Here is a 13,134-nt window from a genome sequence, read left to right on the forward strand (position 1 = left end):
CAAAAGGCAAAAGCACTCACGTAAACGGATCACTGCGTTTCAAATGCGAAAACCCGGTTCCACTCCTTTTCCATATCCACGATCACCCAATCCCGCCGCGCCGCTTCATCCAGCGCCTTGTCCAACCGTCCGATGTGGGAATCCCGGTCATACGCCCACTCGCGCTTGGCGTCGGTGTGATGCACGAGTCCCGCGAAGCGCTTGCCGCTGCCTGCAGACGTCCACTGCAGCATCTGCAGATCGCCGTCCGAATTGCCGAACGCGAAGATGGGCTGGCGGCCGATGAACTTGTTGATCGACACCGGCTTGCCGGGCCCGTCGTCGTTGTAGTCAAGCTTGGGCGTCCGCATGAGCACGGGCTTGCCATCCTGCATCTGGAATTCGGTCACGAACGTGCTGCCGATCACCTGCTCGGGCGGTATCCCGTAGGCGTCCACCGCCCAGGCCCGCATGAACTCGACTTCCCCGCCGGACACGATGTAGGTCTTGAATCCATTGCCGCGCAGATAGTCCAGCAGTTCCACCATCGGGACATAGATCATGCGGGTGTAGGGCTGGTCGAAGCGTGGATGCCTGGCCGTCCGAATCCACTGTTTCACTTCCTGGGAGAACGCCTGCATCGTCATGTTGGTATGTGTGGCTCCCACGATCTTCAGCAGCCCGTCCGTGCCGGCCGCGGCCAGCGCCTGGCGGTCGCCCTCGATCGCGGCCTTGAACGGCTGCTCCGTTTTCCACTCCGGATGCCGAGGCGCCAGCGCCTTGACCTCATCCAGCGCAAAGATGAGCTGGAAGTACAGCGGCTGTTCGCTCCACAGCGTGCCGTCGTTGTCGAACACGGCGATGCGATCAGCCGGCGCCACGTAATCCGGACCGCCCTCTTTCGTGACGGCATCGACGAACGTCAGAATGGCTTGGCGCGACGGGCCGTCGTTCCAGGACGGCAGCGGTGTCTGCGCGCTTGCGTGCGCGAGCAGCAGATACAGCGCGAGGAACGCAAGCCAGCGCGAACCGCGCATCGCCGCGAAGGAGCGACGTAGTCTCATGAAGTTCCTCCGTGAATGATGGCGCGGTGGTCGCGATTGCTGGAGCAAGGATTCAAGGGCAGAAGGCTGCCGGCGCCCGGCGTTGGAGACCGGCCAATGCGTAGCGCACGTCGCCAACGCGGAAAGACTTCACGCAGCGTGTGCAAGCCCCTCGGCGCGTCCGGCTGCGGTCCAAAGCAGTCTCGCAGCGCATCCGCACCTGGCAGGCGCAGCTCGGGAGACAGTCTCGCCGTCCCCTGCGCCAGGGCGACGGCGCCGTTGCTGCGCCACAACCACCGGTACAACGCGTCCAGGCGGTCCGCCGGCCCGGCCAGTTCCCGGCGCGCCGCGAAGGCCGCGTAGTGCTCCGACGCCCGCCAGCGACGTCGACGGGCGCCTAGCAGCGTCTGCAAACCCTTGCATGCGCGGCGCAGCAATGGCAGAGCAAGCCACAGCGCCAGGCCGAACACCGCTGCAATCACCGCCGCCCAGCCGCCCGGCACGCGCCCCTGCACTTGCCGACCCATGTCGCGCAGGTCCTGCTCCACGGCAAAAGGCATCTGATAGGCCGCGCCGCCCGTGGCCTCGAAGTGCTGGGCGGGCAGCACCACCCGCTCCTGCTTTCCGGTGCCGACATTCCACCAGTGGATTTGCACCGCTGGCAGGTCATAGACGCCCGCTTGCCCGATCACATAATCAAAACGATCCACGCGCTGTCCGCCCACGAAGCCGCCCCGGCTGTCGGTCAGCGTGGTCAGGACTGGCTCGGCCGCATAGGATTTGAGTCCCGGCGCAGCGGATACGTCGGGCGGCGGAATCAGCATGGCCTGGGCGCCTTGCGCCCGCACCGTAATCACGCGCCGCACGTGACCACCCACCGCAAGGGGCTGCGACGAAAACTCGATCTGCTGGGTCGCCTCGACGGCATTCGCGGCAAGCACATGCCCCGCTGCCGCGCCCGGCGGGCCGGACGCGGGCACCACCTGCGGGTTTGTGCGGGCGGTTAACGGCGCGGTGGCCTGGCCGACCTGCGCCTGGACCTCGATGGCCGGCACGCGCAATTCGCCTGCCGCCGTGGGACTGACCTGATAGGCGTAGCGCAACCCGCTGTATGACACACCCTCAACGGTGGTCCGGATGAGCGTCGCCTCGCCGGCGGGGCCGGACACCAGCGCGCCCGCGATGTCCACCACCGGCAGGACAGGCGGCTGGGTGAACCACGTCGTCGTCAGCACGTCCACCTGCAGCGTGCCGGTGGCGCCCACCATGAGGTCTCCGGACGCTGCCATGTGCGCCTGGGCGCGCAACTGCGGACCGGGGTCGGCGGACTGGGCGCTTGCTGCCGCAGCACATAGCGCCAGCATCAGCAGGCCGATCCGGCACAGCATGGCGGCGTAGGCGCTCATGGCTGCCTCCCCGGCACGGCCGTCTGCTTGCGGGCCTCCTCGATGGCGAACTTCTGCCGCAGGAAGCCGCCGGGCGACAGGTTCAGATTGCGCAGCCACAGCGCCTCGGATGCCGCCTGGGCCACCGCAACGTCCGTCATCTTGCCCGCGGCCTTGTCATTGTCCAGGCTGACGTCATCAGGCTTTTGGCTATCGTCGTCCTCCTGCTCGGCTTCGGCTGCGGCAAGCAACCGGGCCACCAGCTCGCGATTCGTGCGGGCCTCCGGAAATGCGGGACGCAGGCCCAGCGCGTGATCGTAGGCGGCAAGCGCGGCGCCATAGTTGCGCAGACGCGCCTGCGTATTGCCCAGGTAAAAGGCCGCCTCCGGGGTCTGGAGCCTGGCAAAGGCTGCCAATGCGGTCCGGTAATCGCCCGCGTCATACGCCACACGGCCTTTCCAGTACGGGTCTTGGAACAGCGCCGCCGCCTGCGTGTAGCGTTGGTGCTCGTAGGCCCAGCGTCCTTGCTGGTCCGGCGTGAAGAACGCGTCCGCCAGCGGGCCCGCGTTGGCCGATGGCGCGTACATTCCTGCGGTGCATGCCATCAGCAGTACCGCCGTCCAGTTCACATTCCAGCCGCGGCGCAAGCCCGCCAGCGCCAGCAATGCCAGCGGCCAGCACAGCCAGTATCCGGCGTCCTTCCAATGCACTGTGCTGCCAGCGTCCTGCACCTGCTCGAAATGCCGCTGCGCATGCTGGATGACCCAATCCAGATCGTCATCGTTCAAGGCGAGGCTGCCAAGCGGGGCGCGCGCGGCCTGCGCCAGCCGCTTCAGCCCGTCCGCATCGAAATCCCCCATCACCGGCTTGCCCGTGGCATCCACACGCGGCTGACCCTTCGCGTCAAGCACGACCCCGCCTTTCCGGGTGCCCGCCGCCCAGACCAGGATCTGAAAGGCGTTCTCGCGCGCCAGACGCTCGATTTCGGCGAACTGGCTGGTATCCGCGCCATCGGTGATCAGAAGGAGCGTTCCCCCCGACTGCTCGGCCTGCATGACGGACGCGGCCAGCGTGATCGCACCCGCCGCGTCCTTGCCGGGCGCGGCAATGAGATCCGTGGATAGCGCCTGCACGAACATATCCAGCAGCGCCACGTCGTCGGTGGGCGGCAGCACCAGGTGCGCCGCACCGGCGTACGCGATCAGTCCCATCCTCGCGCCCGCGCGGCGCGCCAGCAAGTCGCGCAGCTTGTGCTTGACCGCCTCGAGCCGGCGAGGCGGCACGTCTGCGGCGTCCATCGAGGGCGACAGATCCACGGCGGCAATCAACGGCGCCTGATTGTCCAGGAACGCGGGACGATCCTGCTGCCAGGCCGGTCCGGCGGCCGCAACACCGCCCAGCGCCACCAGCGCCGCCAACAGATGGACGGGCCGCGGCCCGCGGCTACCCGGCGTGTTCACCACCAGATACGGCAACAGGGCCGGCGCGATCGACGCATGCACGGCGGCAGCACCGCTTTCGCGCCGCAGCCACAGCAGCAACGCGGCGACCGGCAGGGCCAACAGCCACCATGGACGCAGGAAGTGAAATGCGCTCAGGTCGACTTCCATGCGTCCTCCTTTTCCGCGGTAGTCCGAGATCCGCGCCGCGCGCCACGCAGCGCGGACGTCAGGTGCCAGCCCGCAAGCAGCAGCGTCGCAAGCCCGAGCGGAACCCAGAAGAAATCCCGCTTGGGTTGATGCCGCAGCTCGCGCACCTCGTGCGGCGTGATGCGATCCAGCGTCGCGTAAACCTGGCTGAGGGAAGCCTGGTCCTGCGCCGCGAAAAAACGGCCTCCTGTTCGAGTCGAAATGGCGCGCAGCGCCTCGAAATCGACCTTCTCTTCTCCCTGCGCCTGCGGGTCGCCGATGCCGATGGTGTGCACGACAATATGCCGCGCCGCCGCCAGGGCCGCCGCGCGCTCCGGCGGCACCGCACTGCCGGTGTCGTTGCCGTCCGTCAGCAGGATCAGCACCTTGTCGCGCTCCTTGGCGTGCTCGAACTGTTTGATCGCCACTCCGATCGCGTCGCCGATCGCGGTATTCGGCCCGGCCATCCGCGTGCTGACCTGCCCGAGCAGCAAGGCAAGCGTCGCGTGATCCTGCGTCAGCGGCGCCTGCGGATACGCAGCGGTCCCAAACACGATCAGGCCAATGCGGTCATCCTTGCGCCGCGCAATGAAATCCGCCACGACGTCCTTCACGCCCGCAAGCCGGTCAGTTCGGCGTCCGGTTGGGTCGACGAAATCCTCGGTCTCCATGGATTGGGAGATATCGATCGCCAGCAGCAAGTCGCGCACGGCCTGGCGCTGCTCCAGCGGCGGCTCCACGCGCTCCGGGCGGGCCAGCGCCAATACCAGCAGCAGCCACACCAGCACGTTCAGCCCAAGCTGCCATGGATCCCAGCGCACGCCGGGACGCTGCGGCGCCTGTCCGACGCTGCGTGCCACCGACTCGAAGAACGGGATGCGCAAGGCGGCGCGGCGCTGCACATAGGGGGGCAGGTAACGGTAAGCCAGCCACCCTAGCGGCAGCAGCGCCAGCAACCACGGATATTCAAGTCGCCACATGATGCCGCTCCATCCACTGCCGGCTGGCCGTGAAAAGCTGCGCCATCTTGGCCGCCGGAATCGCCTCGACCGCATCGGCAGGTCCGTAGGCGAGCGTGCGCAGCAACGCGCCGGCATCCGGCGCAAACACATCCGCGCCCGACTTCAGGAACGTGACCCAGTTCTCGCCGCCAAGCACGCCCAAGCTGGCCCGGTCGCCCGGCGCCACCGACGACAGGCCAACCCGCTTGAGCAGCGGCGGCAACGCGCGCGCGGCATGCGGGTCCGAGCGCGAGGCACGCTGCATGGCTTCGAGCAGGTTCAGCGCCTCTCGGCGATATCGGTTGCGGTGGCGATGCCGCATGTAACGCCACACTGCAACCGCTATCACGGCCAGGACGGCCGCCCCCAGCGCCAGCCATCCCCAGGTCTGCGGCCAATAGCTCACGGGCGCCGGCAAGGGAAGCTGCACCAGTTGGTCGATGGAAGGCAAGGCGTCCGTGCTCATGCGGCGCTCCCCGCGCCCGGCGTACGGGTCCGGCTACCGGATGCCTCACGCCCCAGTTCGCGGCGCAACTGCGCTACGGTGTCCCCGGCGGTGTCGATGGACAGCAGCGGTACGCGGCTTCGGCGCAGCAACTGCGCAACTTCCCGCAGCCGCCTCGAAAAGAAGTCGGACAACGGCTGGCGCACCTGCCGGCGCGAGGCCGGAAGTTCCACCTGCAATTCCCCTTGCGTGACGACGAGCCGCCCATGCACGGGCACGCTGAGCGCCAGCGGATCGTAGACCAGTGTCGCAATCACATCGTTATGCGCGCTCAGGCTCCGCAGCAGGCGCAACGTATCGGCATCGGCGCCCGCGAAGTCGCTGATCACGCAGATCAGCCAATCGTGTGGCGCATGCGCAATCGCGCTTTGCAGCGCCTGATTCAGGCGACCCGAGGCATCCACATCCGGTTGGTCCGCGCTTAGCGACTGGTTGCGCCGCGCGATGGCGGCGAACAGCGACTGGACACGTTCGCGGCTGCGTAACGGCCGCACGCTGTCGACGCCCCCGTCACCGAAGACCAGACCGCCAACCCGGTCCCCCGCCTGGAACGCCATCCACGCCGACAAGCCCGCAATGCGCGCAGCGACCACTGACTTGAAGCTGCGAACCGAGCCGAAATACATTCCCATGCGCTGGTCCACCACCACCATCACTGGACGGTCCCGCTCCTCGCTGTAGGTGCGCACATAGGGCTTGCCCAAGCGCTGCGAGGTGCGCCAGTCCAGCTGGCGCAGGTCGTCGCCCGGCAGGTAGCGCCGCAGCTCCTCGAAGTCCAGGCCGCGGCCGCGCAGCCGCGAGCCGTGCTGCCCGGCCAGGATGCTGCGCACGGGCTGCCGGCTGAAAAACCCCAGTCCGCGCGCCGCCGTTTCGAGCCCCATCAGGTCCGCGATTCGGACCTGGACTTCGGAGGCGGGCGAGGCGGGAGCCATGCTGCCCTCAGACCGGTATGGCGACCACGTCGAGCAACTTGTCGACGATCTGGTCCGGATGGACGCCATCGGCGACGGCGTCGTAGGTCAGGTGCAGCCGGTGCCGCAAAACCGGCTTGGCCGCGGTGCGCACGTCGTCCGGCGAGGCGAAGTCCTGACCCGCAAGCCAGGCATGAGCCCGGGCCACCTTGTCAAGCGCGATGGCGCCCCGCGGGCTGGCGCCGACCTGTATCCAACGTGCCAGATCGGGATCGTAATCGGCCGGATGGCGGCTCGCGTTGACCAGATCGACGAGGTAATGGTCAAGGGCCTCGGACACATGGACGCGGTTGATTTCGCTGCGGCAGGCGAAGAGCATTGCCTGCGGCAGCCGGACTTCGGCAGGCGGTCCGCCCTGCCCGCCTTCGCCGCGCAGCAGCGCCAGCATGCGTGCCTCGCTCGCGGCGTCGGGATAGTCGAGCACGACCTTCATGATGAAGCGATCCATCTGCGCTTCGGGCAAAGGATAGGTGCCCTCCTGCTCGATCGGGTTCTGCGTGGCAAGCACCATGAAGAGCTCGGGCATGCGGTGCGTCGTGCCCGCCACGGTGATCTGCCGCTCTTCCATGGCTTCCAGCAGTGCCGCTTGCACCTTGGCGGGCGCGCGGTTGATCTCGTCCGCGAGGATGAGATTGCCGAACAGCGGGCCTGGCTGGAACTGGATGCGGCTGTTGCCCTGAACGTCCTGTTGCAGCACCTCCGCGCCGGTGATGTCGGACGGCAGAAGATCGGGCGTGAACTGGATCCGGCTCATGTCGGCCGCCAGGTGGGCGGCCAGCGCCTTGACCATGCGGGTCTTGGCCAGACCAGGCAGGCTTTCCAGCAGCACATGGCCATCGGCGAGCAGGCCCAGTAGCACCTGACGTATGACGCCGTCCTGCCCCAGCACGGACTGCGCCATGGCGCGCTCAAGCTCAAGGATGCTGTCACGGTTGCTCATCGGAATGCCGTCTCCTTGTCCAGGGGGAAATCAGACTGTGCCTGACCGGCGCTATCGACTGGCCAGGCCTCGCTCGCGCGCCTGCGCGACCTTCCATTGCTCCGATGTCATCACCGTGCGAAAGCCCAGGTGAGACATGCCATTCATCGGATCTGTGCCGCGCCGGGCGCTGGTCCGGTAGCTGATGCAGTAGGTTTCGCTGCAAAGAAACGAGCCGCCGCGTGTCACCCGCTTGGGCGCATTGGCCGGAACGATGCCATCGTCGGGGGCGAAGCTGTTGGCCGGCCCTGCCGGATCCTTCGGCGGCTGGCGGTACTGCGATTGAATCTTGAAGGCGTCGGCGCGGTACCAGTCGGCTGTCCACTGCCATACGTTGCCCGCCATGTCGTGCAGGCCATAGCCATTGGCCGGGAAAGTCCCCACGGGCATCGTGCCGACCTGAACCTTGACGTCCTTGACCACGGGGAACGGCTGCTTCTGCTGTGTATCCCAGATGTTGGCCATGGCCTGGCCCTGGGGCAGAACTTCGTCGCCCCACGTATACGTGGCCTGCTCCAGCCCGCCGCGCGCGGCTACTTCCCATTCGGATTCGGTGGGAAGGCGCTTGCCTGCCCAGCTGGCATATGCCGTCGCGTCTGCGTACGACACCTGCACCACGGGATGATCGTCCTTGCCGGCAATGCTGCTGCCCGGCCCTTGTGGATGGCGCCAATTGGCGCCGGCCACGTATCGCCACCATCGCGAATAGTCACGCAAGGACACTTCGCTGTCGGTCCCGACAAAGACCATGGCGCCCGGCACCAGCAGGCTGTCGTCCGGCTGCGGGGTGCCGGGCGGCAACTGAACCTTCAGGTCTTCCCATTTGGGCTTCTGCTCCGCCGTGGTGACATAGCCGGTAGCCTCGACAAACCGCCGGAACTGCGCGTTGGTAACGTCGTTGACGTCCATCCAGAATCCGCTGACTGCCACTTTGTGAGCGGGCATTTCGTTGGGCTGTGCAAGCCGGTGGCTGCTGCCCATCAGGAACTCGCGGGCAGGCACCCATGCCATACCGGCCGGCCCCGCCTTGCCGTCGCCAAGAACAACCTTTGCCACCTCAGGCCCGCTGTCTTTGCCCATCACGAGATATGCGGTGCTGGCGGCAGCACCCAGCACCACGCCAGCCAACAACAGGCCGCCAGCCACTCGTACTCCATTTCGTGTTCGCTTCGCCATGCTTGTTACCCCGTCTCGAAATTACTGCCAACAGGTCTACACGCGATCTCGAACTCCGGGTATCAGAACACCAGCGTGGCGGTTCCCATTACCGTGCTCGAGCTGTCCAGACGATTTGTGCTGCTGATGGTGGGCACCCATCGCAGGCTCATTGACAAGGACCGTTTATCCGCCAGCTTCCTGTCGTAGGTCACAATCGGGCCCAACGCCCAGTCATGGCCCCTGAAGCCATTAAGCCGATCCGCGGTGGGACCGGAGTCATTCCCCAATTGCTGAATAGTGCCCAGGATGAGGCCGGCACTCATGCCGTTATCGAATTTCTTGCGGCCCATCAGATCCAGACTGAACAAAGGGGCGTTGCGATAATCCGTGGCGTTATTGCGCGTAAACAACTGAATGCCGGCCACCGTATCGAACTGAAATCCCGATTCAGCAAAGATCTTCGTATAGGCAATTTGCGGGACAAAAGTCCAGTTGTTCAGACTGGGATTCGCCATGTCGTTGGCGTTGTATTTTCCGGTTGGCGCCCAGACATTCAAACTGAGTGCCATGTGGGACGTTTCGGAAAAATGGTAGCCCGCGATGATCGGCGAAAAATAAAGGTCGAACGGTCCTGAAGCCGTATCGCTTTGGCCCGCCTGACGGCCGCCCGGGCCGGTAAGCGTCGCGTCCACCTTGGTCCAGACGTAGGGCAAGGTGAAACTGGACGCAAAGTTCCAGCGGCCGGCGCCGGTATCCCAGGTTTTCAATAGTGTGGCCAGCGTAAATGAAACTTTGGCGTCCAGTCCCAGTGACGTGCGTCCGCCAATGGGCACTTCCCGGGACCCGCCCACGCGGCCATCCAGATAGATCTGCGCAAGGTTGACGGCCCAGATTGGCTCGGGCGAAACGATGCCGGCGTTGGGCTGTACGTTCGTTCCGGTGATCTGGCGGCCGAGCGCGCCCTCGGTGGCCCGGGCGGCGCCAGGCAACGCAAGCGCCACGGAAAATACAACCAGTCCGCGAATCGCGGTGGTCGACCATTTCTGCATCTCAACACCCTGGAAGATGCAGCAAACGGTGCCGAATTACTGAAGTGCCAGACTCCAATACTGCGTACTGCTGTACAGCCATGCGACCCCCATGAAGAGACACGATGGAACGTTCAGCGCGATGGCAATCCGACTTGCACCGTTAATGCTGCACCATATGACGTCGCCACTCCAGTGTTAATCGCCGAATTTGCACAATTACCGGGGGCATGGTTTTCCCTAATTTTCAGTTTTTATTGACGGATGCAAACGCGCCTTCAACATTTGCGCTACGCCAAAAGTAGTAGTAGGGTTCGACGGAGTTCATGTTGTGTCTGCTCGAAAGGACGACGCATCGATGTTCCTGCAGCGTCCAGATTGACTTCCGGTCACATCCCACTGGCAGGAGCCGCTCGTGAAATGCGCAGAACATGAAGATATCCCCCCCGTTTTTCAGTCGCCGCGCCTAGCGGCCCGTGTCGCCATCGGCCTGGCGGCAACCCTCAGCGCTTCATCCTCGATCGCAGAAGTCATTCCCGAAGGTACCTACACGACTCCATTCCGAGTGGTGACCGGCGAGGAGAAGACATTTGTCGGCGGCACGGTCATCACGCCCAAACCGCCCTATCCAGCAAGCATGGGCGGCACGGGAATTCAGGTTCAGGGCGGCCTGGCAATCCTGGATCCCTCGCTCGGCGACGGAACGCCCATCCGCATCGGTGTCAATGGCGACGCCATTGACGGCTTGTATGTCCGCACCGGCGGCCGGATGGAAGTCAAGCCGGGCGGCGTCTATGTTTATGCCACCGGCGGAAGTGTGCGCGGCATTTATAACGTCGGCTCACAAGGTCTGCCGGCGCAGTTCGACGGCACGAACGTCTATGTCACGACCGATTTCACAGGCTCGCATGCGCTGCGCACCTACGGTGCAAGTGCAACGACGGTCCTGCGCAACGCTACCTTGACCACCCTGCAGAACGGCTCCAAAGGCGCCGAGGTGTGGCAAGGCGCCAAAGCCGAACTGCATGACACCGCCATCCTGACCAAGGGCACGACCGCGTACGGCGTCCACGTCCTCAACAGCGGCAGCGAAGTCACCACGATAAACGGCTCCATCACGACAGAGGGCGCGTCCGTACATGGCGTTCTGTTGCAGGACTTCGGCACATTCCGGGGCATCGGCACGTCCGTGCGAACGCTCGGCACGAGCGCAATCGGTGTGTATGTGACCACGGACAGCACCTTCGTGTCAGACGGGATGAACATCCAGTCCGACCGCACTTACGGCGTTTACGCCAGCAGCGGCAGCATCGCAATGAAAGACACGCAGGTGACGACGTTGGGCACTGGCACGTTTGCGCTGTTCATCACCGGTACCGTACCGGCAACCATCGACGGCGGACACATCCAGACCACAGCTGACCGCTCCGTCGCCGTGCGCACCCAATCCGGCGCGGTGGCCAACATCAACGGCGCTCAGGTAAGCACACTCGGGCAGGCGGCGTACGGCATCCACGTGGAGGGATGGGGCACCGTCAATCTGGGTCAAGACGGCGAGACTGGCAGCCAGGTCACCACGCAAGGCGCAAACGCCGATGCCGTACGCGTGTCGGTCAATGCCACGCGCTTCAGCGCGACCGGGGCGACGCTGCAGACCGCCGGCGCCAACGCGCAAGGGTTGCATCTGACAGGCGCGACGGGCGCCGCGGCAAAGACGTTCACCTTAGTGGATTCCAGCATCACGTCAACCCAGGCCGACGCCATTCACCTAACAGAAGGCCCCGCCATCGTGTCCCTGTCGGGATCCTCCATCACGGGAGGCAACGCCGCCATCAACGTCGGCGCCACGTCGGCCGCAACGGCGCACGTCACCGCCAGCGCGTCACTGATCCAGGGCCGCGTGCTGACGCCGGCCGGCAGCACGACCAACCTTTCCCTGAGTAACGACAGCACTTGGCAGGTTACAGGCGACTCGGTCGTCACAAACCTGGTCAATACTCAAAGCCTCATCGACTTCACGCCGCCGCAGGCTGGCATCTACAAGACCGTTACCGCAAGGAACTACAGCGGGGACGGCATCATCGCGCTAAATACGTACTTGGGAACCGACGGATCGCCTTCGGACAAACTGGTGATCGATGGAGGAAGCGCCACAGGGGCTTCCCAGTTGCGCATAAAGAACGCAGGTGGGCCCGGTGCATTGACGACGGCAAGCGGGATTCAGGTGGTCGACGTGGTCAATGGCGGAATATCCAGCGGCGGCGCATTTGCGTTGTCTGGCCGAGCGGTCGCAGGCCCGTATGAATATCGGCTCTACCAAGGGGGCACCTCGAGGCCGAACGACCAGAACTGGTACTTGCGGTCTCAAAAAGACCCGGACCCGGACCCGCCTCCCGACCCGCCCACGCCGCCCATCCCTCCGGATCCCCCGGTTCCGCCAACTCCGCCTGCGCCAACCCCGCCTGCGCCAACACCCGAGCCCGAACCCCTGTATCGCCCCGAAGTCGCGGCTTATTTGGCCAATCAACGGTTGGTGGGTCAGATGTTCGTGCAGAGCATGCACGACCGTCTGGGCGAACCGCAGTTCATCGAATCACAGCGCCTTGCGGGTGACGACAGCCCGCGCGCGTCGCTTTGGTTGCGCACGTCGGGCACTTGGGAAAGCGCCGGCAGCCGCGACGGCAACTTCGCCGTGAGCACGGATATCTTTCTGCTGCAAGGAGGCGGGGATCTTGCGCAATGGAAGCTGTTTTCCGAGACCGACCGGCTGCATGTGGGCGCCATGCTGGGATATGGCACGGCAGACAGCACCGCGCGCGCGGACGGCAACCCCTACAAAGCCAAAGGCCGCGTCAACGGTTACAGCGCAGGCGTGTACGGCACATGGTTTCAAAACGACGAGACCAAACTCGGCGCCTACGTGGACACCTGGTTTCAATATGGCTGGTTCAACAACCGAGTCTCAGGAAGCGAGCTGCCACGCGTCGACTACGACTCGCAGGCGTGGGCGATCTCCGCCGAGGCCGGCTACGCATTCAAGCTGCGGGAAAACTGGGTGCTGGAACCGCAGGCTCAAATCATCTACATCGACTCGGATACCGATAGCATCACCGAGCAGAACGGCACCCGCGTAGATCGCGCCGACTCGAATGGAACCATCACCCGCGTTGGCGTGCGCACCTCGACCACGTTCGATCTTGGCAACAGCCGAAAGGCGCAACCCTTCGCGACCGTGAACTGGTGGCATAGCAACGTCGACAGCTCCGTTTCGTTCAATCAATTACCCATCGGGGACTTGTATCCCAGAGACCGGTATGAATTGAAGGTGGGCGTGCATGCCGACTTCACGAAGGGGTGGACGGGATGGGTCAACGCTTCCGGCAGCTGGGGCGCGCAGGACTACCATCAGTACGCAGGACGGATTGGTGTGAAGTACACATGGTGAATCTAGGCGACA

10 protein-coding genes are annotated in these 13,134 nt (G+C 64.9%); 1 reads left to right on the forward strand and 9 read right to left on the reverse strand.

What is annotated here, in order from left to right:
* Positions 1-29: 29 nt before the first annotated feature.
* The 9 genes from B3446_RS16005 to B3446_RS16045 form a co-directional block, all read right to left on the reverse strand.
* Positions 30-1,043 (reverse strand): HAD family hydrolase, encoded by a 1,014-nt coding sequence (locus B3446_RS16005; RefSeq protein ID WP_409558265.1) that lies wholly within the window; start codon positions 1,041-1,043, stop codon positions 30-32.
* Positions 1,040-2,428: a hypothetical protein gene (locus B3446_RS16010; RefSeq protein WP_291383283.1), complete on the reverse strand. Its 1,389-nt coding sequence runs from the start codon at positions 2,426-2,428 to the stop codon at positions 1,040-1,042. The genes B3446_RS16005 and B3446_RS16010 overlap by 4 nt, the downstream gene beginning before the upstream one ends.
* The gene (locus tag B3446_RS16015; RefSeq protein ID WP_291383284.1) at positions 2,425-4,017 is read right to left on the reverse strand and encodes a VWA domain-containing protein; all 1,593 of its coding nucleotides are present in this window, start codon (positions 4,015-4,017) and stop codon (positions 2,425-2,427) included. Before B3446_RS16015 ends, B3446_RS16010 begins: the two co-directional genes overlap by 4 nt.
* Positions 4,002-5,015: a vWA domain-containing protein gene (locus B3446_RS16020; protein ID WP_291383285.1), complete on the reverse strand. Its 1,014-nt coding sequence runs from the start codon at positions 5,013-5,015 to the stop codon at positions 4,002-4,004. Before B3446_RS16020 ends, B3446_RS16015 begins: the two co-directional genes overlap by 16 nt.
* Positions 5,002-5,502, reverse strand: a complete 501-nt coding sequence (locus B3446_RS16025; RefSeq protein ID WP_291383286.1) for a DUF4381 domain-containing protein — start codon at positions 5,500-5,502, stop codon at positions 5,002-5,004. Before B3446_RS16025 ends, B3446_RS16020 begins: the two co-directional genes overlap by 14 nt.
* Complete coding sequence (locus B3446_RS16030) at positions 5,499-6,473, reverse strand: DUF58 domain-containing protein (protein WP_291383287.1); 975 nt, start codon at positions 6,471-6,473, stop codon at positions 5,499-5,501. Before B3446_RS16030 ends, B3446_RS16025 begins: the two co-directional genes overlap by 4 nt.
* Before the next feature lie 7 nt (positions 6,474-6,480).
* The gene (locus B3446_RS16035) at positions 6,481-7,452 is read right to left on the reverse strand and encodes an AAA family ATPase (RefSeq protein WP_291383288.1); all 972 of its coding nucleotides are present in this window, start codon (positions 7,450-7,452) and stop codon (positions 6,481-6,483) included.
* Between the two features lie 51 nt (positions 7,453-7,503).
* Positions 7,504-8,667: a formylglycine-generating enzyme family protein gene (locus B3446_RS16040; protein ID WP_291383290.1), complete on the reverse strand. Its 1,164-nt coding sequence runs from the start codon at positions 8,665-8,667 to the stop codon at positions 7,504-7,506.
* A gap of 62 nt (positions 8,668-8,729) precedes the next feature.
* On the reverse strand, positions 8,730-9,698 hold the full coding sequence (locus B3446_RS16045; protein WP_291383292.1) for a SphA family protein: 969 nt from the start codon (positions 9,696-9,698) through the stop codon (positions 8,730-8,732).
* A gap of 394 nt (positions 9,699-10,092) precedes the next feature.
* On the opposite strand from B3446_RS16045, the gene B3446_RS16050 reads away from it, so the two are divergent.
* Complete coding sequence (locus B3446_RS16050) at positions 10,093-13,122, forward strand: autotransporter outer membrane beta-barrel domain-containing protein (RefSeq protein WP_291383294.1); 3,030 nt, start codon at positions 10,093-10,095, stop codon at positions 13,120-13,122.
* Positions 13,123-13,134: the final 12 nt, after the last annotated feature.

The sequence above is a fragment of the Achromobacter sp. UBA5777 genome, from assembly GCF_002418565.1.
Taxonomy (GTDB): domain Bacteria; phylum Pseudomonadota; class Gammaproteobacteria; order Burkholderiales; family Burkholderiaceae_B; genus Achromobacter; species Achromobacter animicus.